Consider the following 26,739-nt stretch of genomic DNA (forward strand, 5'->3'; position numbering starts at 1 on the left):
TATCTGCTATTATTATACTTTAAATTTACTAGTCATCGCTTGTAGTTCTTCGGCCATCTCAGCTAAGTTTTGCGAAGCTGAACTAATTTCTTCCATGGAATTAACCTGTTCTTCTGTTGAAGCTGCAACACTTTGCATACTAGCTGTATTTTCTTCTGCAGCAGCTGCAATTTCATCAATAGCATTTGTCACTTCATTTGCATCTCCAGCAATTCTCTTCGTTGTTTCTACCATTTGATTAACTTGAGAAACAATATGTGTAGTAGAACTTAAAATTTCCGTAAAACTTACTTTCGTTTTTGTTACAACATCAAGGCCTTGTTGAACTTCTCCATTCACATTATCCATTGCCTTAACAGTATGTTCAATATCCGCCTTAATTTCTGCGATTAAATTTGCAATCTCTCCAGATGACTCTCCTGATTGCTCTGCTAATTTTCTAACCTCATCTGCTACAATAGCAAATCCTCGTCCCTGTTCACCTGCTCTTGCTGCTTCAATAGCCGCATTCAAAGCTAATAAGTTCGTTTGAGTAGCAATGTTTTGAATTGCTTCAGAAATAGCTCCTACCTGCTTTGATTTCTCATCAAGAAGTTTAATAATAGCATCTGACTCGGATACCGATCTAGAAATAGACTGCATTTGTTTTGCGGTTTGTTCAACTAAATCTTCTCCCTCTTCTGCTCTTTCTCGCGCATGTAATGAGGAAATAGAAATTGACTCTGCGCTTCCAGTTACATCTTGAATTGCTGTATTTACTTGTTGCAATGTAGCCGCACCTTCTTCAACACCTTGACTTTGTGATTCGGCCCCACCTGATACTTGTTCCATTGCAATTGTAATTTGGTCTGTCGCATCATTTGCTTGCTGTACGCTTGCTGTTAACTCTTCTGCCGATGCTGCAACATGTTCTGCTGAAAAGCTAATTTGGGTAATAACATCTTGTAAAGACGTAGACATTTCATTAAATGAATTCCCTAATTTTCCTATGTCATCCTTGGAATGGATTGTAATTTTCTCTGTTAAATCTCCGTTACTAATTTTATATGCCGATTCAGCTATTTTTCGTAATGGCCTTGTAATAGACTTTGTAATGAAATAAATTAATACACTACCAAATGCAATAGCAATAGCAATGACAATCAAAGTCTTATAAAACACTGGACTGGCAGCTTGAGTAATTTCTTCATCGAACATAACGCCAACTACTTTCCAGCCTGTTTTCTCATTTGTTGCAAAGATTAAATTCTTTTTATCATCTTGTTCTGTATAAGACACATTTCCTTGTTTATCTTCATAAATTGGTTTAATCCAAGGATCAGTAACTTTTGCACCTGGTTTTCTAGATGGATGACTAACAATTTGCTTATTTTGATCTAAAATAACTGCATAACCTTTTTCACCAATGTTAATCATTTTGGAAATTTTTAAGATGTTATCTAAATTTAAATTAATTCCTATAACACCTTTACCATCTTTTACTTCTTTCGCAATTGTCACTACCATATTTTTTGTAGACGCTGATTGATATGGTGCAGTAACAATTACTTTCCCTTTATTTTCATGTGCTTCTTTATACCAAGATCTATCTGTTGGATTATACCCATCAGCCATTTGGATAAATGGTTCTCTTATAAACTTTCCCGTCTCTGTTCCAATATAAATACCTTCTACTTCTGGATGAAGCTTTATATATTGTGCTAACTTCGTTCTTACTATTTCTTCTTGTCCATTTGGATATGTATCCTCTGTTAAGATGTCTGCAAAGTACGTCGCATCAACAAATTTCTCTTCTATATTTTGAGAAATAACAGTATTTAAAATCGAAATATTCTCCTTTGCTTTATCTGTCATTTGATGTTCAAAATTTGTTTTGGCAGTTTGATATGAAACACCACCGATAATAATTCCTGGTATAGTTAAAATAATAAAAAATGAAATGATTAATTTTTTATTGATACTCATACATTTAACCCAGTTAAATATTTTTTGCATAATAAGCCTCCTTTATGTAATGTGGATACTTGTGTCATTTTATACAATTAACATATATAAAACAATATATAATGATAAAATGTAATTTTTTCTTCAATTATGCATTTTTGCATATTCATTCCTTATACGTATTTTAATCATAAAAATAAGAGAACTTTAGCATTATATATGCTAAAGTTCTCTTATTTCTTAACAGCGTCTACTCTATAGAACTTCTCTTATAATCCTCAAATGTTTATCCTTCACCTTATAGTCATATTACTAAAAATCTTCGTCCTAATTTATTTAGCGCTCTTTACATAACTAATCGCCTGACTTCCCATTTGTACCCATGCCTGTTCAAAGGTTTCTCTCGGTACTTTTACATCTAAGCTATCCTCAAGTGGATCTCGAATATATACAGATTCCTGATCATACCCAATAAGTACAACACAATGTTCATTATACGTAATAGAAACATCTCCACTATTTGTTTCCCATGTAGTAAATTCATCTTCATCTAATGGTGCAAATGTTGCATTTGTGATCATGACTACAGGTTGCCCTGCTTTTACACTCTTATAAATTTCTTCTATATTCTTCCCTGTTAAGTCTACAGCTTTATTAGGTAAATATTTTTCCGCTAACTGAAAAAGTGGCCCATGATATACACCGTATCCTGATTCAGAGAATGTATAAATATTACCTACAAATCCTTCATTCGGATTCCCGCGCACACCATCGTCTATAAAATCAACTTTTTTTATTTCATTTGCTAATGTCATCTTATCCACTGAAACACCAGCGTATTGTAACATCATCGCTAAGCTCGTCACTTCACAGCCTCTATCCAATTCTGGTAACTGCTGAATTAAGGGAACATTTGATAAGATAACTTTTTCATCGTTATTACTAAACTCCGTTTCTTTTCCTCTTTGTATATTTGAGAATGTTAACTTCTCTACATACTTTGGAATTCCATTTGTATATACACTCCATATTGCTGCACCTAGTAAAGCTGTACATATATACCACTTCAATTTTCTTATCGCTTTCACACCCTTATTAATTCGTTAAATAAGAATAAAATGCGTCAGCATCCGTTCGTACCATCGGTACAAAATTTAGTTCTTTTCCTTTTTCAGGCTGATCTTTTTTTATCTTTTCCGCTAACTCTTGAATATTCATATTCATTTTATCCATATTAAGCTCATCTGCCATTTGTAGCACCTTTTGTTCATTAATTTCTCTTAATATTTGATATATATCTTTACCATACAAATCAATATGATGTTTTTTTGCTTCTTCTTGTACTTTTTGTTCGTACACTTCTTGTGCTAACTCTTCAATTTCTTTTCCTTTTTGAGAAATATCTAACTTTCCTGCTTCTTCTCTTACTTTCTTTCCGTAGATTTCTTCCGCGATGTCTTCGATTTCTTTTCCATCTGTCGAAATACCTAATTTATCTGCTTCATCTTTAATTTTAATCGCATTAATTTGAGTAATTAAATCTACAATTGATGTATTCTCTATAGATATACCTAGCTTTAACGCTTCTTGCTTTACTTTTGTTTCATAGATTTCTTCTGACAGCATCCCAACATCTTTTCCTTCAATCGATATGCCTAACTGCTCTGCTTCCCTTCCTACTTCTGTTTCATGAATTTCTTTTTCTAGTGTAATTTGTTCTTTTCCTTCCGTTTCAATACCTAGTTTCTCTGCTTTTTCTTCTGTATGCACTGCATGTATCTTACCATTGTTCAATTGTTCTTTACTGCGCTGCGTGTAATCTGTCTTTCCTTTTTGTGTTTCAGAAGGAGAGGCACCCCCTAATATACTTAAACTCATTACTCCAATAGTGAATACCGTCATCATTTTCTTTTTCAAAATTAATTCCTCCCTCTTATACTTTCTTTCCCATCATTCCCCTAGTTTTTTTAATACTATACATACATCTCATCGCTGCTTGAGATAACATTATGATTGATAAACCCCACTCACATACACCTAATCTCTTCTTCATGTAACGAACTTTCTTTATGCCATACATAATATAAATAGTTTCTTAACTTTCCCTTAAAAAAAGACGACCTTGTAAAAACAAGGTCGTCTTCTTACTTATATTTTTTGATTTTTAGGGAAAATCACTTCAAAACAAGTGCCATCTCCCCATTTGCTCTCTACTGATATTTTTCCGTAATGCTTTTCTACAATCCAATTTGCGATTGAAAGACCTAATCCAGCTCCTTCTGACGTACTTCTTGCTTTATCCCCTTGATAAAAACGATCAAATAATTTCGGAATATCTTCTTCTTTCACTCCTATCCCGTCATCTTTCACCTGTATGCGAATTGAACTACTCGTTTGCGTGCAATCAATTTGAATATGCCCACCTTCGTTTGTATACTTCATCGCATTATCTAACAGTATGACCATCATTTGATGAATCCGCTCTCTATCCCCCATAAAAGATACACCACGTTCTACTTTTAGCATCATTTCTTTTTCTTGATAAGAAGCAATCTCTTTATATGGAGCTACTATTTCTTCTAACAATTTATCAAGTTCAAATGTTTTCTTATCCATCTCAATTTGATTAGAATCAGAACGTGCTAGCAATAATAAATTACTAACGAGTTTCGATAACCGCCTGCATTCTTTTGAAATTGTAGAAATATCCATCGCTTTTTCTTCTATCGTAGCGGATGGTGACTGGAATAAAACATCCGTTTTTGATTGAATAACTGCAAGTGGTGTCCTGAGTTCATGTGATGCATCAGAAACGAATTGTTGCTGTTTCTCCCATGAACTTTGAATAGGTACAAGTGCTCTACCAGCTAGGAAAAAGCCAATACCTATCGCACAGAGGCTTCCTATGCTACAACCTATAACGAGAATTAAAAATAAAGTATTTAACATTCCTTCTTCCGCTGTTATATCTCGCACGATTTGAACTATTTCTCCATCTTTTTGAAGCGAAAATGCTCTAAAATATCGTCCTTGTACTTCAATATCTTGTAACTCCTCTAATTTTTCGGGAGAAAAACTTTCCAAATTCTCTTCAAAAATAGAACGGAATTTACGGTTATCGCCCTCTATTTTCACTATTTTCCCATTCCAAGTTATTCTAGTTACTCGCGGATCTCCAATTTGGATATTCTCAATGCGTTTTCTTGGTGGTACTTTAACATCTAATTTTTCTCTATACTGAGCTATCATTTTTATAGATTGATCTACTTCACTATAAATACGCTTGTATGTGTACGAATAAATAATACTGCCTAATACGCCTATCAAAATGATAAATACTAACGAATTTATTATAGTCAATCGAATGCGCGTCTTCTGAAACATGCTTCCCTTTTTCATTGTTCTTTTAATATGTATCCAATACCTCGAACGGTTTGAATATCTTTCTGATAACCGAATGGCTCTAATTTTTTACGTAAATGATGTACATACACTTCTACAATCGCTACTGTCGTATCTGAATCAAATCCCCAGACGCGATCAAAAATTTGTTCACGCATTAAAATCTTTCCGCTATTTTGAACAAGGTACTCTAGAAGCTCATATTGTTTTAATGATAACTTCATACCTTTTCCATCTACTTGAACATCTTTATCTTTTCCGAACAATTCAATGCCTTTATAGCGAATCGTTTGCTGCGTTGTTAAACTACCACTTCTGCGTAGTAAAGCACGAATTCTCGCTTTTAATTCAGGGGCCTGAAATGGCTTAACAATATAGTCATCTCCACCAAAGTCCAATCCCTTCACCCGATCTTCTAAAGAATCTCTCGCTGTCAAAAACAGGACTGGTGTTTCAATCTTTTCATCTCGTATTTTTTGAATCACTTCAAATCCGTCCATCCCTGGCATCATCACATCCAGCAAAATTGCATCATATATATTTTGAAGAGCTAAAAACAATCCATCTTCTCCATTTATTGCCGTATCTACTTCAAATTCATCACGTAAAATTTGTAAGATAGACTCTAATAACGAAGCATTATCTTCTACTACAAGTAAACGCATGCTCTCACCTTCCATCAAATAGTTCAATTCTATTTATTATTACATTTCTTCTCTTCATAACAAAAGAATGTAGTTACATTACGTAATTTCATTTTTAACTATTTCCTTCTAAAATTTTGAAGTTTTATTATAAAAACTTTGTCTTAAATTTAGCTTAATAAAAAATTGAAAGAAATAAGACTCCTCTTATCTCTTTCAATTTTTTATTACATATACCTTTTTACTCGGCAACTCTAAACAATTTAGCTGACCGCCATACACAGCCCCGCCATCAATCCCAATAATACGATTACTACCAAAATACACTCCGCAATCCTCACTACCATGAAGCGTTTTTGTTTCCGTATGCCCAAATACAACAACCTTTTCACCGCTATATCCATTATGAAATTCATTACGGATCCACATTAATGTATATGGTTCAGATTCAGAAACTCGTTTCATCGGTTCAACCCCAGCATGTACAAATATATACTCTTCTGTTTCAATGTAATGATCTAATTCTTGAATAAACTTTATATGTTCCTCTAATACACGAGAGTGTAAAATCGGTTTTTTGAAGTCTTTCTCATTAACCGCAATATCTTCTTCTACAAATCCATAGCTATATAATGTCTTATCTCCACCATTTCTTTTTACCCAATGGTTCCATGAACGTTCCTCATTTGTCGTTAACGCCTTAATCATCATATCTTCATGATTTCCTTTTAAAATGAGTGCTCCCTCTTTTTTCAATTCTCTTACCTTTTCAATTACAGCACGCGCATTTGGACCACGATCTACATAATCTCCCAGTAAGATTAATTGATCCTGTTTCGCATCATATTGAGCTTCTTCCAATAACTGTTCGAACTTTTCTATCTCTCCATGAATATCACTAATAACAAGAGTTCTTTTCATATTATCCCCCCTCTTTCTAATTATAGCTCAAAACGACAGAAAGTTCAGAATTGAAATCCCGCATTAACGGGCAGTAAGCCCCCCACTGATTACGGTTTCACTTTATTACAAACTAAACTATTATCCTTACAACAATGTAAGTCTCTTGTCATCCAATTCGATAGTTGTAATTACTGTATTTCCTTATACTGAGAGTAAGAAATGAAACAAAAAATAAGGAGAGATGAGAGATGAAAAAAGTAATGGAAGTTGTAGTAGCGGTAGTAGAGGTTTTCGTAAATGGTAAACAAGTCGCAATGGAGTTAAATAAATAATGAAAAGGACAACATTCACTCTAGACCCTTTACTCATATAAAAGAGATAAGACTTCATCATTTCTTTGATCCCTTATCTCCCTATAAAGAAAGCCGTATCCCTTTTAAGGATACGGCTTTCTCTTATTTTTGACTCGTACGAGCTGAAATGCTAATTGCTCTATCTGTTGCTTTGGCAGCTTCATCTAACGCTTCTTTACTATTCTTCCCATCATACATCGCTTCTAATGCTTTTACAACTGCATCTCGTGATTCTGGGAATACACTAATTAAAGCCCCTTGTGTTGCTGGAGATTGCTTCGTCGCTTGCAATTGATCTACTGTTACTTTCAACTGTGGATATTTTTCATATTGCTCTTTTACTAATGGCTCATTATATGCATCTGGATTAATTGAGAAATAACCTGTTGCAGTATGCCATTTTGCTTGTACGTCTGGCTTCGTTAAATATTTCATAAAGTCCCAAGCACCTTGTTGCGTTTCTTCTGAAACCATATTCGTCATCCATAATGATGCTCCACCAATAACAACACCATTTTGTTTCGAATCCTCTGGATACGGAATATATGAAACACCTACATTAAACTTAGATGCATCGATTAAATCACGAACACCTGCTGAAGAATCTAAATACATAGCAACTTGTCCAGATTGGAACGCGGCACGAATATCATCCCAACTTGCTCCATACTTTCCAAGGGCGCCAGCTTTATTTAAATCATCTAACATTCCAAATACTTTCTGTCCTTCTTTACCGTTGAATACCGCCTTCTTTGCAGCATCCTTACGACCGTTTTCGTTATCTACATATAAAGCACCTTGTGTCGCTAACAATTCTTCAAAGAACCAACCGTAGTTAAGCATGGAGAATCCATATTGTTTTACATTTCCGCCTTCTTTAATCGTTAACTTTTTCGCTGCTTCTTGTAATTCCGCATATGTTTTTGGAGCTTTCTCTGGATCTAAGCCCGCCTTTGCGAAAGCATCTTTATTATAAATTAATACTGGTGTAGATGAATTAAATGGCATAGAATACATTTTTCCATCAACTGAATAATAATTTGTAATTGCTTTTTCTAATTTTGACGTATCGTACTTATCTTTTTTTATCCAGCTATCAATTGGTGTGATTTTTTTGCTATCAATCATATATTTCGTTGTAATTTCACTCGATTGAACAAGAGCTGGCGCTTCTTTCGTTGCAGACATCGTTCTAAATTTCGTTAAAGACTCTTCATATGTCCCTTGGAACTCTGCCTTTATCTCATATTTATTTTGCGACTTATTATAGTCTGCAACAAGACCATCTAATACTCCTTGTGTTTTTCCACCCATCGCATGCCAGAAGCGAATTACAGTTTTATCACCATTTTTTTCAACTGGTGCTACTTTTGCCTGTGCTTCAGGTTTTCCCTCTGTTTTACTATTTGAACAAGCTGCACTAGATAATGCCATTGTTGCTACCATTAATAGAGCAGCACCTTTTTTAACTAGACTCATTTAAATCTCACCTTCTCTTAGTTATTTAATTGCACCTTTTGTTAATCCTTGTTGTAATTGCTTTTGCCCTAAAAATAGTAAAATCAATGTTGGAATAACGATAACCGTAACACCGGCCATTACGCTTCCCCAATCAGTTGCAACTTCTTGAGACTGAAGCTGCTTTACACCGATTTGCACTGTTCTTACTTTTTCATCAGTGGTCACTAAAAGTGGCCATAAATACATATTCCATGTTGTTAAAAAGCTATATACTCCAAGCGTAATAAAACTCGTTTTACAATACGGTATTACAACGCTGAATAAAAATCTTATATTTCCAATCCCTTCAATAAAAGCAGCTTCTTTCAGTTCATTCGGGAGTGTCATAAAATGTTGACGTAACAAGAAAATACCGAAAGCTGTTGCAAAAAACGGCACTGTCATCCCGGCGAAACTATTGATCCAGCCAAAGTTTTGAATCGTTAAAAAGTTAGGCACCATCGTTGCTTCCCACGGAATAAGCATCGTTGAAATAAACAGGAAGAAAATTAAGTTTCTCCCTTTAAACTGAAGAAAAACAAAAGCATAAGCTGCTAAACTTGATACGATAAGTTGTCCAATCATAACGACTGTCGATACAATTAAACTGTTATATAAGTATGTAAAAAGCGGTACTTTTTGAAAAATATTAATGAAATTATCAAAAGTAAACTGGGTCGGAAATAACCTTCTCATTTGAATATCGTCTGGTGTCATAAAGCTTATTAAAAATGCATACAGTACAGGAAAAAATACCATCACTGCACTAATAATGAGTAGCATGTATAATAGGAAATTTTGTTTCCACTGTTTAACAATCATTTATAATGCACCTTTCTCTCAGCAAACTTAAATTGAAGTAATGTAGCAACGAAAATGAAAACAAATAATACCATCGCTTGTGCACTTGCTGTTCCAAATTGATGATTCACAAACGCCTCTTTGTAAATCGAGTACACAATTAAATTCGTTGCATCATTTGGTCCACCGTGCGTTAAAATATCAATTTGTCCAAAGCTTTGGAACGCACTAATTAATGTTACTGTTACAATAAAGAATAAAGTTGGTGATAGCATCGGTAATGTAACACGGCGAAGCTTATATAAATAACTAGCACCATCTATAGATGCACTCTCATATAAAGACGTATCAATATTTTGTAAACCACCTAATATAACTAAAAATGCAAAACCTGTATTCACCCAAACTGTTGTAACTGATACAGAGAATAGTGCCCAGTCCGGACTCGTTAACCATGCGATTGCAGGAAGGTTCATAGAGGCTAATATATTATTAAATAATCCTACACTTGGATGAAATAAAAATAGCCAAATCACTGCACTAGCAGCTACTGATATTCCCATCGTCGAAGAAAACAGAACTCGGAATAACCCAATACCTCTTACCTTTCCATTTGCAATCAATGCAAGAAACAAAGCAAATATAATACTCGTAGGAACTGTATATAAAACAAATAATAAAGTTGATTTTATACTTTTGTAGAAGGCTGGATCAGAGAATAAATATTGATAATTTTCTAAGCCAACGAAAAGATTAGCTTCTCCATGTATATCGGTTAAATAAAAACTATAATAAATCGTCCTAAACAATGGATAGAACAGAAAAATCGAAAATAGCAAAATAGATGGCGCCAAAAACAATAATCCTATTCTTAAATCTTTCGTTCTCTCCCATAATTTTTTCTTTTTTGAAACCTTTGTTTGAACTGGTAACTTACTTACTTCGATCATTATTTCGCCACCACTTTCAACTCTTCTTCAGCTACCACTTTTAAGCGTTCATTCGTGTTTTCGTTAAAGAAGCATAACTTTTCTTGCGAGAATAATAATTTTACTTTGTCACCTTTGTTCAGGAGTAACTGTCCGATAACTTTCGCACTCCAAGTTGTTCCATTTACCGCAAAGTTCAATATAGATTCATTCCCTAATACTTCTACAGATTGCAACGTCACTTCTTGTCCCTCCTCAGACAGTGCAATATGCTCAGGGCGCATGCCTATGCGAATTGTTCCTTCTGGTAATTGCTTTAACTGTCTAATAGATAATGGAATTTGCAATTGTCCTATATGTAATACACCTTTTTCTTTATTTACTTCCCCATCATTTATATTCATAGAAGGAGAACCTATAAAGCTTGCAACAAATTCGTTTGCTGGTTCGTTATATATGTTAAGTGGTGTTCCAACTTGCTGTATACTTCCTTTATTTAAAACCATGATACGATCACCCATAGTCATCGCTTCTATTTGATCGTGGGTAACGTAAATCATCGTAATTCCTAATCGCTGCTGAATTTCTCTAATTTCAATTCTCATTTGCGCACGTAATTTCGCATCCAAATTCGAAAGTGGTTCATCCATTAAACAGATTGGCGCTTGACTCACAATTGCCCTGGCAAGTGCAACACGCTGTCTTTGTCCGCCTGATAATTGGCCTGGTTTCATTTTCACATACTCTTTCAGTCCTACCATTTCAATAGCTTCCATTAATCGCTTTTGTCGCTCTTCTTTTTGTACTTTTCTTACCTTAAGTCCAAATAAAATATTTTCTTCTACAGATAAGTGTGGATATAATGCATAATTTTGAAATACCATTGATAGATTACGGTCTTTCGGCTCTAGATCATTTGCAACACGTTCATTAATAATTAAATCTCCTGAAGAAATCTCTTCTAAGCCAGCGATCATTCGTAATAATGTGCTTTTCCCGCATCCCGAAGGTCCAACTAAAACAAAAAATTCACCCTTCTTAATATGAACCGATACGCCTTTAACTGCTGTCTCTTCTGCATTTTTATATACCTTTGAAACATTTTTCAATTCAATCACAAGGTTGCACTCCTTTTTTCTTCTTGTATCCATACTTCATAATGACTTGTTGAAATCGCACTTGCTCCTGCACGAATTGCAATTTCCGCATCTTCTCGCGTTTGAATCAGCCCTCCTGCAATAATAGGAAACTCTATTTCCTCTACTAGCTGCTTAATAATAGAAGGCATAATCCCCGGCATAATCTCTACTGCATTTGGTTTAGTCGTTTTACAATTTTCAATTGATTTAGTAAGAGATAAAGTATCTACAATAAAAATACGTTGAATTGTTTTCAATCCAATTTTATTAGCATTTCGAATTGTTGAACCCTTTGTTGAAATAATACCTTGTGCCCCGATAACATCTTGAATATACAAAAGCGCTTCCTCTGTATTCGTATTTAAGCCTTGTATAAAATCACAATGAAGAAATACATCATGTCCATGTTTCTGCAATTCATATACACGCTCTGGTAATTCCAGCATTGAACCAGTCATAAGAAAAACTGTTTTCGGCAATTTTTTGTATGCTTTGTATCCTTTCCAATCCTTTATCATCGCAATATAAGGTTCTTTAAACATTTATTCCACCTAACTGTTCTATTTTTATCCAAACTAAAAACACCTACTTACATAGAACGCCTTTCTCCTTATTTGAACTCTAGGGAATAGAGCACACCTAAGAAAGTGGCACATTATATGTAAGTGGGTGTTCTCAAATGTTCTCTACCCTAGTTATTTTGTTACCTTTACTATATTACGCATTTATTAAGTCAGTTTTGATAGATTGTTAATTAGGTGTTAATCGAATGTTAATATTCACCATATCATTATTTACATTAATCTATATATTAAAATATAAATAAATAGAACGAAACAATACTTAAAATTCAATCAATATGTAAATTCATTCCATAGTTAATGATTTTCAGTTTGCTTGCCACTGCTTGCAAACTAAAGTTATCCCAAGCAGTACTATAAAGTGGAATGCGCCTTTTCTCTTGTATTGATATGGCCCAGGCTGTAACAACATCAGTACCATATCCGTTCCCTTGAAACTCCGCTAAAGTTTCCACACTTGCCTCAGCAGCTACGGGCGTACTTCTGGCACTGCAACAAACAGAAACTACTTTTTCATTTTTTACAATTGCCAAATAAGGTTGCCTCCTTATTTACTCCATTTACCATCCATTCATAATCTATTTTTCATGTTCAAAATAAAAATCCCATTCAAATACACATTACTGAATCCATCATACTAACTGATTTCTTCATTCTGTCTATCTAAATGGGATTATTTTTCGTTTTTTACTCTACTGGTTGTTGTGGCTGTACTACTTCATTCGCTCCAGCTACCCTCAACATATTTACAATATCTTTAAAACCTCTTTTTTCAGCGTATTGCAGTGGTGTCAGATGTTCCTTGTTAGCCATGTTTACATCTGCACCGTGATCAATAAGTAATTGAATTACTTTCTTATGGTTTTCACTACCATTTCCTAATACAATTGCTTCTAATAACGCTGTTCCACCACGTTCATTTTTATAATTCACATCAATATCTGTATGCTCTAATAATTCTTTAACAACCTCTACATGGCCACGCTCAGATGCAGAAATAAGTGCTGTCCCACCTGACCTAGTCGTTTCTTTCGTATTAACTCCTGCATTAATTAATACTTTTACAATATCCGTATATCCTTCTCTACTTGCATAAAGAAGTGGATTACTTTTTTTCTCATCTTTAATTTCAATATTAGCACCTGCACCAATTAATGCTTTAACTGTCTCTACATGATTTTGGTACGTCGCTGCAAGGACAGGCGTTTCTCCGTTGTCACCTTCTACGTTTATATTCGCTCCATCCTGAATCAACTTCATAGCTGTCTCTGTGTCTCCAAGAGTAGCTGAAAGTAACAACTGTTTGTCCATTAAATTTATACTTTTCTCTTCTTTAGATTCTTCCTGTTCTTTATGCTTCTCTTTTTTCTTCTCATTTTTCACATGAACCGGTTTCGATTCTGGTTCTTCTTGCTTATCGCAAGCCACTACCGTCATTAAAAGTCCTAATAAAATACATAATAAAATTTTTTGTTTTCTCACAACTACAGCTCCTATGAAAGATAATGTTTTCTTAACCATTCCTCCATCACATACAATAACTCTTCTTGATTACATTTATCCATAAGCCCTTTAGATTCCTTCTTTAATCGGATTATCTTAAGCTTATACTATGTTTCTCAACCTATTGAAATGATACGCCTGATGGCCCCATCATTAACATTATGAAGCAATTAGTTTAGCACGTTTTTACCGCATTTGTATACATTTCTAAAAAGTACATAAATGATTGCTTTAGGTTACTATATTCCATTGTAACCGTTCTGCTAAAAATTTTACACCTTTTCTATATTTGCACCTGAGTAATAATAGAAAAAGACAACTACATAGTTGTCTTTTCCTATTAATGATGTCCACCATGATTTCCTGCTTTCGGTTTCCCCATCATCTCTTTATTCATTTCCCATTTATGCTCTGCTAGCTCTTTATACGAAAGAACTTTCCCCTTATAGTTAGATACAAATCTCTCTGCATCTTTTTTATTTTTAAATGAAATGACATTATAAGCCATCGGTGTCGTTATTGTTTTATCATATACGTAAGTAGCGTCTTCTAACGAAATCCAATCTTTCGAATCATAATCTCGGACAAATTTCTCTTTCGTCTTTTCATCTGAGTTGATCTCCATCCATTTATACATACAACCGATATCATCAAACTTTAACGCTTTTCCATTTTCTAAAATAATTTCTGTTGCAAATTGATTATCTGTTACCCCAATTTGGCAAATATCACATTTATCATGTTTCTCATCAATGGCAACAGCTGCTGTTTCCTTTTTCCCACACCCGACTACCGTAAATACGAAACATAAACATATAGCAAGTACGACATATTTTACTTTCATCAATATTCCTCCCTAGAAACCGTATACTCCACGAAAAGAATACCAAAAGGTTGTGTGAGATTTGTGAAAAAACAATGTGCTTTTTGTAATATAGGAAACAAAAAAAGATGTGTAGTTATTTCTACACATCTCTCATCACTCGCAACCTGTAATTAACAAATCATCTTCTAATTTAACTAATAATGTATCCGCACTAATTTCCTGTCCAACTTCTACATTTACCAATCTTATATTTCCACTAATCCCGACTGCAATTTTTTTAAGCTCACCGTCATTTTTTCGGATCATCAGTAATTTTTCCCATTCATATACGTAAGAAGATTCATTAATAAAAATCTCCTCTACTTTTCCTTCATAAGAGCTATAAATCTCTTCAATTCTCGTTTTCATATAACATCTACTCCCTATTTCACACTTCACTATTTTCATCTTATTCTACCATTCTTACGAGAAGCAGCTTACTTTTTAAAAATTCAAATTAACTACCGTGAACAAAATGAACAAAATAAAAATTATGCTTCTAATGATGTTATTTTTCAAATTATTTACCATTTGAATAGATGCTTTTATTATAAATAAAAAACCTTTTTCTGAATTTTTATTCTATTTTGAAAGCGCAATCATTCTTTTGAGGGGGAAATTACATGTTAGCACTACTTGGATTTGCGATGGTATTTGTCTTTATGTTTTTAATTATGACGAAACGTATGTCAGCGCTAGTAGCATTAATATTAATTCCGAGTGTTTTTGCATTAATTGGCGGATTCTATGCCGATATGGGGCCTATGATGTTAGAGGGGATCCAAAAATTAGCACCTACTGGTATTATGCTTATGTTCGCTATTTTATATTTTGGGATTATGATTGATAGCGGTTTATTCGATCCTGTCATTAGTAAGATTTTAAAATTTGTAAAAGGAGATCCTTTAAAAATCGTTGTCGGAACGGCTATATTAACTATTATCGTTTCTCTAGATGGTGATGGTACAACAACATACATGATTACAGTTTCCGCAATGTATCCACTATATAAGCGCCTTGGAATGAACCCCCTCATATTAGCTGGAGTTGTTATGTTAGGGGCAGGGGTAACAAATCTTACACCTTGGGGTGGACCCACAGCTCGTGTTATGAGCGCACTTGGGCTTGAGGCTTCCGAATTATTTACACCTCTTATTCCAGGAATGATTGCTGGTGCAATTTGGGTTGTTTTCGTTGCCTACTATCTTGGAAAAAAAGAAAGAAAACGTTTAGGAATTATGGATGTACAGTATTTACAACAAATGCAAACAATGGATGAGCAAGCTGCAACTGTCGAAGCAGCAGTGCATAAACGCCCTAAACTTCTATGGATTAACTTTTTATTAACCGCCACATTACTTGTCTGTCTCATACTAGAAGTTATGCCATTACCTGTTTTATTTACAGTCGCTTTTGCTATCGCTGTTATGATTAACTATCCAAACTTAGAGCAACAGAAAGAACGTATTGCTTCTCATGCTGGGAATGTATTAGCAGTTGTTTCTCTCGTATTTGCTGCCGGTATTTTCACTGGTATTTTATCTGGAACAAAAATGGTAGATGCAATGGCTAACAGTGTAGTAACTCTTATACCAGATGCACTTGGACCACAATTGCCAATTATTACAGCACTTCTCAGTATGCCATTCACATTTTTCATGTCTAATGATGCATTTTACTTCGGGGTATTACCTATTTTGACGAAAGCTGCTGCTACTTACGGAATTAGTGCAGCTGAAATGGGACGTGCTTCCTTACTTGGGCAACCCGTTCACTTATTAAGTCCTCTTGTCGCTTCCACTTATTTATTGGTCGGAATGGCAAAAGTTGATTTCGGTGAACATCAACGCTTCACTTTATTGTGGGCCGTTGGAACGACAATGGTTATGTTAATTACCGGAATTGTAATTGGGATTATTCCAATATAAGATGCAAAAAAAACAGTAGAAGGAATAAAAATCCTCTACTGTTTTTTATTATGAAGAAACAAGAAAATAACGTCTCTCGGGTCTCCCAACACTTCCATATATTAGCTCTGCGTGGACTTTCTTCCCAGATATCAAATACTCTAAATAACGCCTTGCCGTTGATCGGCTTACGCCTACCATTGAACTTAGCACCTCTGCTGTAATCCCTTCTTCATTAACTGTTAACATATGCTTTTTTATTTTCGCTAAAGTTAAAGGATCTATCCCTTTCGGGGCATATTCTATTTGATCTCCCTTCACCCCTCTTTGAGACCATAAATATTCAATTTGCTCCGTAGATAATTGATTATTTTTCTTTAACTGTATAATCTTTTTTTGATAGCCTTCCAGACTTGCTTTAAATCGGTCAAACATTAGTGGCTTTACGATATAATCTGTTACTCCGCCCCGCAGGGCGTGCCTCACTACATCTGTTTCCGATGCCGCTGTAATCATAATAATATCTGTATCGTGCAAATGATGCCTAATATATGTGACAAGTTCCGTTCCTTGCATATCAGGTAAGTACACATCTAATAAAACAAGCTGTGGCTTCACAAGCTCTAGCCATTCTTTCGCTTGTTCTCCAGTCGTTGCCGTTCCAATTACTTTAAATCCCTCAATTTTCTCAGTAAAACGACGATGAATGTCAGCAATCCGAATATCATCTTCTACAATTAATACTTCAATCTCCTCACCCATTACTATTCGCCTCTCTCTTTCGGTAGTGCAATAATAAATAACGCACCACCTAAATCCCCTTTTTCAATTGCAATACTTCCATTTAAATCTTCTACTAACTCTTTCACTTTTGCTAATCCATATCCTCGCTCTCCTCCTTCTTTCGTCGAAAAGCCTTTATAGAATATGCTAGTAATTATTTCATCATGAATCCCTTGCCCTGAATCTTCCACTTCAATTAATATTTCTTCTCCAATATCAGTTACAAACATCCTTACTTTCTTATCATTTTCTTCATTTTTTTCAATTGCTTCAAATGCATTCGTAATTAAATTTCCTAAAATAGAAACGACATAATTACTCTCAATATGTGGACTTAATTTTTCTAAACCACTTTCTCTATCTAGCATAAAATCAATCTTCAACTCTCGTGCTCTATTATAAAATCCAATTAAAATTCCACCTAGCCATGGATTTTGAATCCGCTTCATAATAAATTGAACAAAATCTTGATATACCGCTGTTTCCTTATGAATAAGCTCTAAAGCATCTTCGTATGATTCTAATTGAATAAGACCTGAAAGCGTATACAATAAATTGTTATATTCGTGCGCTTGCGCTCGTAATGCCTCTGTATATTGCTTCGTCTGAGATAATTCTGCTGTTAACTGATCCATTTCAGATTTCAAACGTAAGCTCGATACAACGCCAGTTACTTTATTCTTTACTTTAATAGGTAGACGGTTCGCAATAACAGCCTGTCCTTTTATATTTAATTGGCGATCAAACTGTTCTTCACCAGTTTGAAGTACATCTAGTATCGTTGAATTAGGAATTACATTTAAAATAAATTCCCCAATAATATTTTGTTGTTTATCTAGCGAAAGAATATCATAAGCTGCTTGATTGACTAAACTAATCATGCCATTTTTATCGATTACAATAATCCCTTCACGTACAGATTGAATCACTGTACTATGCTCTTCATATAAAGATGAAATTTCTTCTGGTTCCATCCCGAACATCATTCTTTTTATACTTGCCGCTAAATATATAGAGCCGATTACTCCAATTAATAGCCCTATTATTGTAATCCAAAATACACGCTTTCCATACACTTCTACCGCTCCATGAATATCAGCCATTGAAAATCCAACAGACACCACACCAATGATTTCATTTTCCTGATTACGGATTGGAACTTTTCCGCGTAATGAAGGGCCTAATGATCCAGTTGCTTTCGAAACATATGATTTTCCTTCTAATAAAACGCCTTTATTATCTCCGCCAACCATTTTTTCTCCTATTTTATCTCGCTCAGGATGCGCATAACGAATCCCCTCTTTGTTTCCAACTACAATGAAGTCAGCCTCTGTATCCATTCGAATTTTTTCTGCGATTGGCTGAATAATAGAAGCTGGATTTTCTTTTTGAAAAGCTTCCTGAATTTCTGGTATCGCGGCAACTGTTTTCGCAACATGCAAAGCCCGTTTCCCAATTTGCTCTTCTACCGTTTCAGATAATATGTAATAAAATAAATAACTCGTTAGCAGAAGTACCACTAAAATAAGTGTACTAATAGTTAATGTAATTCTCGGTTGGAGTTTTAATTTTTTAAATTTCAAAACCATTCCCCTAACATGATTAAAGATAGAATTTAAAGAATATACAGTCTCTTTAATTATACTTAATCATAACACGGTTACTCTATATTTCTTTCTTTTTCTCTTCATAAAAAAAGAAACGAAGTAAAATTATTACCTCGTTTCTTAATATTTGTTATTACACTTTAAACTTACTAATCATCTCTTGTAATTCTTCTGCCATTTGTGATAAATGGACTGCTGCTGCATTTATTTCATCTACTGAAGCTAATTGTTCTTCTGAAGAACCAGCAATATTTTGAACGCTTGCTGCATTTTCTTCAATTGTAGCTGCAATTTCATTAATAGATGCACTTACTTGTTTTGCATCTACCGTCATTTGTTTTGCTACATCTACCATGCTATCAATTTGTACAACTGTATCATTTGTAGACTTCAATATTTCGGCAAAGCTTTGCTTCGTTTCATTTGCAACTACAAGTCCTGATTGTACTTCTGCTCCAACTTGATTCATAGAGCTTACTGTTTCTTTTATATCAAATTGAATCTCTTTCACTAGTTTCCCAATTTCCGTAGAAGACTGTCCTGATTGTTCTGCTAGCTTTCGCACTTCATCTGCTACAATTGCAAATCCTCTTCCTTGCTCTCCAGCTCTCGCAGCCTCAATTGCCGCATTTAACGCTAATAAATTTGTCTGTTCTGCAATATGTTGAATCACTTCAAGGATTGCTCCAATTTGTTTCGACTTATCGTCTAACAAACCAATGATTTTGTCTGACTGTGAAACAGACTCATGAATTAATTGCATTTGATTCACAGTTTGTTCAACTAACTTCCCACCATTTTCAGCTTTTTTCTTCGTATACATAGAGGCTGTAGATACTAATGAAGAACTATCTGCAACACGCTGAATTCCTTCTGTAACTTCTTCTAACAATGTTGCTCCTTCTTCAACTTCTTTCGTTTGTATTTCTGCACCACTTGATACTTGCTCTATCGCCTGTGTAATTTGTTCCGTTGCTTCGCTTGTCTGCTTCATACTAGCTGTTAATTCTTCTGAAGATGCCGCTACATGACTTGCTGAAGTGTTTATATTGGAAATGACACTTTGTAACGATGCAGCCATCTCGTTAAAACTTTCTCCTAGCTGTCCAATTTCATCTTTAGAATGAACTGTAATTGATTCTGTTAAATCACCTTCACTAATCTTCTTCGATGATATGACAAGTTGTTTTAACGGTTTAATAATAGACGCAATTATGAAGTAAATTACAATCCCACCGATTATTAGTGAAATTCCAAGAACAGTTACTGTTTTATAGAAAATAGGTTCAGCCGCTTCGATAATTTCTTTGGAAGGCATAATTCCTGCTATTTTCCAACCAGTTTTCTTATTCGTTTTAAAAGTGATATTGCGATCTTCACCATCTAATGAATAATGAAAATCCCCAGCTTCCTGTTTATACAATTCTTTACTAAGTTTCTCTTCTAATTTCTCTCCTGGCTTCATTTTCGGGTGCGCTACTACATTTTTATCTTGATCAAATATCGCTACATATCCTTCCTTACCAATATTAACCATCTTGGAAGTAGTAACAATATTATTAATGATTAAGTCAATCCCAAGAACTCCACTTTTATCCTCGTTTTGTTTTGCTAGTGTAATAACAATATTCCCTGTCGTTTTTGACTTATATGGAGCAGTTACAATTACCTCTCCACTTTTCTTCACGGCCTCTTTATACCAATCTCTTTCTGTAGGATTATATCCATCTGGCATCTGAATAGCTGGTGATTGAATGAACTGTCCATTACTAGATCCTGTATAGATTGCTTCCATTTCTGGATGCAGTTTATTGTATTCTTCTAGTTTATTTTGTATGTTTTGAATTTGATCTGCTTGGTAACTTGATTGTGTGAATAATTTCGTAAAATAAGTTGCATCTACTTTTTTACTATCCAATTCTTTATTAATTACATTATCCAAAATGTTTATATTATCTTTCGCCGAGTTTAAAATCGTTTCATTAAAATTCGTCTTCGCCTGTTGATAAGACGTCCAACCAATTACAATACTTGGAAGAATTAAAATAATAATAAATGATACAAGTAACTTTGTTTTTAAACTACTACTCCTTAATTTCCCTTGAAACATACTTCTACCCCTCCATACCGTTTTAAATGTAATTAATTAACATTTAATCTTTCTATAAAAATAATACGATTTAAATGTATCAATGAGACTCTCTATCTTTTTATACATCTAAAGAATTGATACATATCTTTTTCATTCTATATAAATTAAATAATTAAAACAATGTATAAAAATGTATATTATTCGAAATATTATAATTCATAGGAGAACCTCTAGTATTTCACTTACTAGAGGTTCTTTCCACCTTATTATTCTTTATCTTTTTCTACTTCTTTTTTCTTATCTTCTACTACAGATACAACAGGTTTATCACTTGATAATTGTTGCACTGCTCCTTTTCCTGCAAATCCTTCTAATAGCTCTTTTAAGTCAATTCCAGAAGAAGCCTTTAACGTTTCTTGCATCGTTGCCATTAAATCAGTCGCATAGCCCGCAACTTTTCCGGCCCCGCTATTTTTACCACCGCCGCCTGTATCGACAACTGTGATTTTATCAATATTACTAAGTGGACTTGCAACTTCCTTCGCATAACTTGGAAGCATTTTAAGAACCATATCCATAATTGCCGCTTGACCATATAATTCAAATGCTTCAGCAATTTTTTGTTTCGCTTCTGCTTCTGCTAAACCTTTTAATCTAATAACATCTGCTTCTGCTGTACCTTGCGCTTTTTGTACTTCCGCTTTCGCTTGACCTTGCGCTTTTTCGATTTCCGCCTTCGCTAAACCTTCCACACGTACTTCTTCCGCACGAGCTCTCGCTTCAGCTTCAATCTTATATTGATCCGCATCTGCCTTTTTAATTTGTTTTACTTTTTCTGCTTCTGCTGATTGCTCAACAGCATAACGATCTGCATCTGCTTTTTTCTTAACTTCTGCATCGTATTGCTTTTCACGACGCGCAATCTCTTTTTCTTCTAACTCGATTTGCTTTTCACGCTCAATGATTTTAACGCGCATTTGCTCTTCTGTAACACCTTGTTGTGCTTTCGCTTGTTGTAATTCGTAAGAAAGATCCGCATCTGCACGTGCTTGCTCTTGTTCTCTCTTATAGGACTGTACTTTTAATTCTTTATGTTTTTCAGCTTCAGCGATTTGTGCATCACGTTGATATTCTGCTTCTTTTGCCTCTTTTTCAGCACGTGCTTTTTCAATACGTGCTTCTTTTTCACGCTCTGCATTTGCAATTGTTGCATCACGCTTAACTGTCGCAATTTGCGGCTGACCAAGCGCATCTAAGTATCCGTTTTTATCCATTATTTCTTTAATTGTGAAAGAAACAATGCGAAGTCCCATCTTCTTTAAATCTGTAGAAGCTACTTCATGTACCTTTTGAGCAAATTGCTCTCTATTACTATACGCATCCTCTACTGTCATAGAAGATAAGATTGCACGTAAGTGACCTTCTAAAACCTCTTTTGCTTCTACTTTTAACTCTTCTGTTTCTTTTCCTAAATATTGCTCAGCTGCAGTAGATACTTCTTCAATTGTAGAACCTACTTTAATAATAGAAACACCATTTACTGTAACTGGAACACCTTGCTTCGTATACGTATCACGTGTACCAACTTCTAATTTGTAGTTTAATAGGCTTAAAGGCTCTGCTCTTTGCATAATTGGAACTACGAAAGTACCGCCCCCGCGGATAATCTTAATCTTCTTTCCATCATCAGTGGTAACAACATTCTTTCCTCCACCAAGCCAGTTCCCTGTAACAATTAACGCTTCATCTGGACCAACCGTACGATACTTCGTAATGAATACTAAAATGAGTAGAATTAAAATTGCCAGTAAAACTCCACCGATAATTAATGGAATCGTCATGTAAATTCCCCCTTATAATTTTGGTTTTTTTAAAGAATAAGCGATGTTTTGTACAAGTAAAACACCATCTTGGACTCCCTCGATAATAACCTCTGTTCCTTGCGAAATATCTTTTTTTCCAACAGTTTTAGCTGGGATTGCATTACTTCCAAATTGGGATAAAATTAATACTTCACCAAATCCTTCTGTAGGAATTGTCGTAATGACTTCTCCTTTGCAACCGATAAATTCATCCATACGTTGTACGGTATTTTGTTCTGCTTCTGCAATCGGTTTTAAAATTAGTATTTTCATGATGAAAACACCGATAAAAGATATAGCAAATGCAGCCCCGAAAATAGTAATACTATTAAAGGAAAATAAGTACTCTCCTATATAACTAAGCCCACATAACATGGCGAAGAAACTAAGTAATAAAGTAACAACGGATACAGATCCGCCCCCAAAACTAAATATCGATTCAAATATATCTCCAAAGAAGATATAAATAACAGTGAGTATAGTAGCAATAATAAATCCATATAAATAAATTGTTTCAAGTGGATAACCAAACAAGACCATTTCTTATCCCCCTTTCTTAAACAATCCCTTTTTTGTTATGTGTATGCCCCACCTCTTTCAAAGATTATTGTTCTTAATTTTCAGTCATTTACTTTTTAAATAAAAGCCTGTAAGACAGGCCTCTAAAAAAGAACAGGAGAAACCTATTGTGACAGGCTCCTCCTAGAAAATAACCGATATATTATATATCTATATAATATACTATTTTCCACAAAAAGTAAAGTTAAACATACATTGGAAAAGCACTTATTTTACTGACAATTCGTATGTTCCATCGCCATTATCATATTTATATACATACAAGTAATACTTACCTGGTTTTGCATTAAATTTTGCTTCTATATGATTCCCATTAGCTTGACCGTAAGCCGCATAATTTTGCATATCTGATTCATGGTGAAGTACCCATGTCATCCCAATTCCATACTCATTTAAAACAGAAATGTCGATATCTTTCGCTGATGCTACATTAAATGTATAAACATCAGTGTGGTCCCCGCCAATAAGACTACCTTTTATAGTACTATTTAGCCCGATACGATTTGCTTCCTCTGGACGATTATTTGGTTCTGATTCTGTTAAACTTCCATCTTTAATCGTAACAGTTGTTTCGCTTCTGCTCTCTTTTCCCTTATCATCTTTTACTCTTAACGATACTTTATAAGAACCTTCTCTTTCATATACATGTACTGGATTCACTTCTGCACTTGTGCTTCCATCTCCAAATTCCCATAAATAAGAAGCAATTTTTCCATCTTCATCGTTTGAGCCATCACTTTTAAATTGAATTCCCTCTTTTACAAGACCACTATAAGGGCCATTTATATTAACCGTTGGAGCTTTATTTTCTCCATCATCTTTTGCGATTCCATGGAAGACTACATCATATTCAAATTCATTTGAGCTATTCACACGATAATTGACGAAGTATGCTGTAACAGTTTTGTAGCCACTCCATTCTTTTTGCGCCAATTGTTCTAAAGATTCATTTACTCTTTTACTCATTTCTTTCCAATCTTCTGATTCACCTTTTGTGACACTACCTGTATACGTACCTTCTAATGTAAATGTATTAAAGAATTGAGAATTATGTTTTGTCATTTTTGTATCTTTCATAGGCAACGTATCACTAATTTCTTTCTTCACCGCTGCTAATGACTTCGTTTCATGTTCAGCTAAATAATCATCAGCTACTTCTGGTACAGTGTATGTATCTTGATTATCAATTAACTGCTGCATATACTCTTGATACTCTTTATTTAACTTAGGATCTTTACTTAGATTTTCACGATATGCATCATAATTTTTCACGTCATTCGCACGAATCAAATCTTGAATTTTATCAAATGTTTCAAACTGATGCGTATATAAGTAAGACTGCAATGCGAACGAGTAATTATAGAAATCCCAAGAACCGTATTTAGCAAATAGTGTACGCTCTGCTGTATAACGGCTTGCAGGATCAGATGATAATCCGCTAATTATACTCTTTCTTGGTACAACGTTATTCGTACGAGTAGATCCTGCGAAAAATTCTGCATTTCCTTCTTGGAACCAAGTTAACCTTTCATTTTGATACATATCTCCTCTTCCAAATAGACCTGGTACTTCATATCTACCTTGCAGGTAATGAGTAAATTCATGACGGAATAACTCTTCTAAACTATAAATACTTTGCTCTGGTGTACGCTCATATGTAAAGAATGTACCTGTCTCTTCAATATAAATTCCACCGTTGTTTGTTTCATATCCATACAATTGTCTATTTAACTGATATTCATCTGGACTATTATAAATTACGATCGTTAATACATCATCCGCATTTCCTGGCTCTAACGCTTTGTCATTTCCAATTACACGGTGATACTGTGCCTTTACTTCCTTCGCAGCCCAATATAGTCTCTTAATTTTTTCTTCTGATACTTTATCTCCTGTTTTGAACACAATTGATCCATCGTCGAATGTATACGTTTTTGGTAAGTATTGCTCTTTTCCTTCTTTACGTATTTTCTCTAAATCTACTGTATTCCCGCTATAATCTTTACCATTATAATTTGTTGTAATTTGTTCTACCGCAACAAAATACGGTTCACTTAAGCGCGGGTACATATGCATCGCTTGTGTAACAACCTCTAATCCTTTATTTGGATTGATATGAAACTTCCCTAAACGGCTAGCAAAATAAATGCCATTATTAACGAGCCATTTATTTTCTGGCGTTACTTCATTTAGAAGAGCAATACGATTTATTTCATTAATAAACCCATCTACTTTTCCATACCACATCGTTTCATTCGCTTCTTTACGAGCCTCAGTTAAGTACGACTGTATATCATAGTCAATACCTTGCATAATATCGTATATTGCTTGTCCCTTCATTCGATCATTTACATAAGTAGTATAATTATCATTGTATTGCTTTAAAATATTCGATGCATATTGAACCGTTTCAACATCGCTTGAAGCATTACTAATTAATTTACCGTACGCAGATACGACTGTATCTTGTTCAACTGTACCAAGCTTAAAGTTTGGATTTTTTGCGATTGCTTTTAAAGCAGGTAAACATTTATCCTGGAAGCTTCTTTCATTTAAGTCGCTTAATTCACTATTATAAAATGCAAGATAAAAAGCTGAACGCAGCACTTCAGTAAACGTTTGAATTCCTTTTGAATCATCTTTCGTAAATGTACTACCTCTATGAGCTAATTCATCTATAATGACTTGCATTTTTCCTTTATCTTTATAAAAAGCCTTTGCATCTTCATTAAACTGGAATAAGTCTGTAATTTGGTGCCATTTAATACTGCCTAACGTTTCAACTAATTCTTGGTCATTCATTTTGTTTAAATCAGCCATTGAATAGCTTTCTTTAACCTGCTTTACTGCAGTTTTCTTCGTAATAGATGCTGGTCGCTGTGAAAAATCTCCTACTTTTAAACGTTCTTGAAATGATAAAGTTTCATCAACTTTTGAAATATGTCCAACTTCATCTACCGACTTTTCAATTCCAACCGGTTTCGTTTTTAACACGTTATACGGTACTTTTTCTTCCGCTGCTGCATGAGTTTGAAGTGCGCCTAACGATAAAGCCATTGTACTAATGCTAAGCATCACTTTATTGATCTTTGATTTCTTGTTCATATCCTGACCCCCTATTTTAATATTCCATTCAAGAATTTAACATAAAATCTGGATGTAACAATATAAAATGCAATATTTCATATTATTTCTTCCTATAATTTGTACATATCGTGAACGCATTGCTCTTTACCTCCCTAAAACAAATTACATCCTTTCACATTATAAAAAGGGAATTTTTTTACAATTAAAAACTTAATTGTTATGATTATTATAATTGTTAACTTTATTAAATAAGGGTGG

At 34.4% G+C, this 26,739-nt stretch carries 21 protein-coding genes and 3 pseudogenes; 1 reads left to right on the forward strand and 23 read right to left on the reverse strand.

What is annotated here, in order from left to right; translation table 11 throughout:
• Nucleotides 1–12: 12 nt before the first annotated feature.
• The 16 genes and pseudogenes from MR112_RS29110 to MR112_RS26945 form a co-directional block, all read right to left on the reverse strand.
• On the reverse strand, nucleotides 13–960 hold the full coding sequence (locus MR112_RS29110; protein ID WP_433846465.1) for a methyl-accepting chemotaxis protein: 948 nt from the start codon (nucleotides 958–960) through the stop codon (nucleotides 13–15).
• A pseudogene (locus MR112_RS29115) lies at nucleotides 952–1,995 on the reverse strand (cache domain-containing protein); the annotation flags it as partial. The gene MR112_RS29110 and the pseudogene MR112_RS29115, both read right to left, overlap by 9 nt.
• Before the next feature lie 281 nt (nucleotides 1,996–2,276).
• Nucleotides 2,277–3,032 (reverse strand): C39 family peptidase, encoded by a 756-nt coding sequence (locus MR112_RS26880; protein WP_242245699.1) that lies wholly within the window; start codon nucleotides 3,030–3,032, stop codon nucleotides 2,277–2,279.
• A gap of 7 nt (nucleotides 3,033–3,039) precedes the next feature.
• The gene (locus tag MR112_RS26885) at nucleotides 3,040–3,861 is read right to left on the reverse strand and encodes a hypothetical protein (RefSeq protein ID WP_000728585.1); all 822 of its coding nucleotides are present in this window, start codon (nucleotides 3,859–3,861) and stop codon (nucleotides 3,040–3,042) included.
• 231 nt (nucleotides 3,862–4,092) lie between these two features.
• A complete protein-coding gene (locus tag MR112_RS26890) occupies nucleotides 4,093–5,343 on the reverse strand; it encodes a sensor histidine kinase (RefSeq protein WP_305037540.1) in 1,251 nt (416 codons plus the stop codon).
• Nucleotides 5,340–6,011: a response regulator transcription factor gene (locus tag MR112_RS26895; protein WP_001238607.1), complete on the reverse strand. Its 672-nt coding sequence runs from the start codon at nucleotides 6,009–6,011 to the stop codon at nucleotides 5,340–5,342. Before MR112_RS26895 ends, MR112_RS26890 begins: the two co-directional genes overlap by 4 nt.
• Nucleotides 6,012–6,206: 195 nt before the next feature.
• A complete protein-coding gene (locus MR112_RS26900; protein ID WP_242245711.1) occupies nucleotides 6,207–6,911 on the reverse strand; it encodes a metallophosphoesterase family protein in 705 nt (234 codons plus the stop codon).
• Nucleotides 6,912–7,348: 437 nt separating this feature from the next.
• Nucleotides 7,349–8,725, reverse strand: coding sequence for an ABC transporter substrate-binding protein (locus MR112_RS26905; RefSeq protein ID WP_000060602.1), 1,377 nt, complete (start codon nucleotides 8,723–8,725; stop codon nucleotides 7,349–7,351).
• A gap of 21 nt (nucleotides 8,726–8,746) precedes the next feature.
• Nucleotides 8,747–9,568: a carbohydrate ABC transporter permease gene (locus MR112_RS26910; protein WP_000635946.1), complete on the reverse strand. Its 822-nt coding sequence runs from the start codon at nucleotides 9,566–9,568 to the stop codon at nucleotides 8,747–8,749.
• Nucleotides 9,565–10,497: a carbohydrate ABC transporter permease gene (locus MR112_RS26915; protein WP_000573797.1), complete on the reverse strand. Its 933-nt coding sequence runs from the start codon at nucleotides 10,495–10,497 to the stop codon at nucleotides 9,565–9,567. Before MR112_RS26915 ends, MR112_RS26910 begins: the two co-directional genes overlap by 4 nt.
• Nucleotides 10,497–11,594, reverse strand: a complete 1,098-nt coding sequence (locus tag MR112_RS26920) for an ABC transporter ATP-binding protein (RefSeq protein WP_000571390.1) — start codon at nucleotides 11,592–11,594, stop codon at nucleotides 10,497–10,499. The genes MR112_RS26915 and MR112_RS26920 overlap by 1 nt, the downstream gene beginning before the upstream one ends.
• Nucleotides 11,591–12,157 carry a glycerol-3-phosphate responsive antiterminator gene (locus tag MR112_RS26925; protein WP_000472003.1) on the reverse strand — a complete coding sequence of 189 codons (567 nt, stop codon included), beginning with the start codon at nucleotides 12,155–12,157 and terminating at the stop codon, nucleotides 11,591–11,593. Before MR112_RS26925 ends, MR112_RS26920 begins: the two co-directional genes overlap by 4 nt.
• A gap of 308 nt (nucleotides 12,158–12,465) precedes the next feature.
• Nucleotides 12,466–12,741 (reverse strand): annotated as a pseudogene (locus MR112_RS26930) (GNAT family N-acetyltransferase); the annotation flags it as partial.
• A 142-nt stretch (nucleotides 12,742–12,883) separates the two neighbouring features.
• Nucleotides 12,884–13,717 (reverse strand): ankyrin repeat domain-containing protein, encoded by an 834-nt coding sequence (locus tag MR112_RS26935; RefSeq protein ID WP_000239625.1) that lies wholly within the window; start codon nucleotides 13,715–13,717, stop codon nucleotides 12,884–12,886.
• Between the two features lie 322 nt (nucleotides 13,718–14,039).
• On the reverse strand, nucleotides 14,040–14,543 hold the full coding sequence (locus tag MR112_RS26940; RefSeq protein ID WP_048538433.1) for a nitrous oxide reductase accessory protein NosL: 504 nt from the start codon (nucleotides 14,541–14,543) through the stop codon (nucleotides 14,040–14,042).
• A gap of 135 nt (nucleotides 14,544–14,678) precedes the next feature.
• Nucleotides 14,679–14,933, reverse strand: a complete 255-nt coding sequence (locus MR112_RS26945) for a hypothetical protein (protein ID WP_000857376.1) — start codon at nucleotides 14,931–14,933, stop codon at nucleotides 14,679–14,681.
• Nucleotides 14,934–15,187: 254 nt separating this feature from the next.
• Here MR112_RS26945 and MR112_RS26950 point away from each other — a divergent pair, with 254 nt between their 5' ends.
• The gene (locus MR112_RS26950) at nucleotides 15,188–16,492 is read left to right on the forward strand and encodes a CitMHS family transporter (RefSeq protein ID WP_242245713.1); all 1,305 of its coding nucleotides are present in this window, start codon (nucleotides 15,188–15,190) and stop codon (nucleotides 16,490–16,492) included.
• A 48-nt stretch (nucleotides 16,493–16,540) separates the two neighbouring features.
• On the opposite strand, the gene MR112_RS26955 is transcribed toward MR112_RS26950, so the two are convergent.
• From MR112_RS26955 to colA, 7 genes and pseudogenes are all read right to left on the reverse strand, one after another.
• Nucleotides 16,541–17,233, reverse strand: coding sequence for a response regulator (locus tag MR112_RS26955; protein ID WP_000503461.1), 693 nt, complete (start codon nucleotides 17,231–17,233; stop codon nucleotides 16,541–16,543).
• A 2-nt stretch (nucleotides 17,234–17,235) separates the two neighbouring features.
• Nucleotides 17,236–18,843 (reverse strand): ATP-binding protein, encoded by a 1,608-nt coding sequence (locus MR112_RS26960; protein ID WP_002040620.1) that lies wholly within the window; start codon nucleotides 18,841–18,843, stop codon nucleotides 17,236–17,238.
• Between the two features lie 151 nt (nucleotides 18,844–18,994).
• Nucleotides 18,995–19,942 (reverse strand): methyl-accepting chemotaxis protein, encoded by a 948-nt coding sequence (locus MR112_RS29015; RefSeq protein WP_370445030.1) that lies wholly within the window; start codon nucleotides 19,940–19,942, stop codon nucleotides 18,995–18,997.
• Nucleotides 19,937–20,971 (reverse strand): annotated as a pseudogene (locus MR112_RS29020) (HAMP domain-containing protein); the annotation flags it as partial. The pseudogene MR112_RS29020 and the gene MR112_RS29015, both read right to left, overlap by 6 nt.
• Nucleotides 20,972–21,219: 248 nt before the next feature.
• Nucleotides 21,220–22,794: a flotillin family protein gene (locus tag MR112_RS26970; RefSeq protein ID WP_000155021.1), complete on the reverse strand. Its 1,575-nt coding sequence runs from the start codon at nucleotides 22,792–22,794 to the stop codon at nucleotides 21,220–21,222.
• Nucleotides 22,795–22,806: 12 nt separating this feature from the next.
• Nucleotides 22,807–23,355, reverse strand: a complete 549-nt coding sequence (locus MR112_RS26975) for an NfeD family protein (RefSeq protein WP_000242445.1) — start codon at nucleotides 23,353–23,355, stop codon at nucleotides 22,807–22,809.
• 246 nt (nucleotides 23,356–23,601) lie between these two features.
• A complete protein-coding gene (gene colA, locus MR112_RS26980; RefSeq protein ID WP_064531951.1) occupies nucleotides 23,602–26,499 on the reverse strand; it encodes a collagenase ColA in 2,898 nt (965 codons plus the stop codon).
• Nucleotides 26,500–26,739: the final 240 nt, after the last annotated feature.

This window comes from Bacillus cereus group sp. BfR-BA-01330 (genome assembly GCF_022663885.1).
Classification (GTDB): Bacteria; Bacillota; Bacilli; order Bacillales; family Bacillaceae_G; genus Bacillus_A; species Bacillus_A cereus.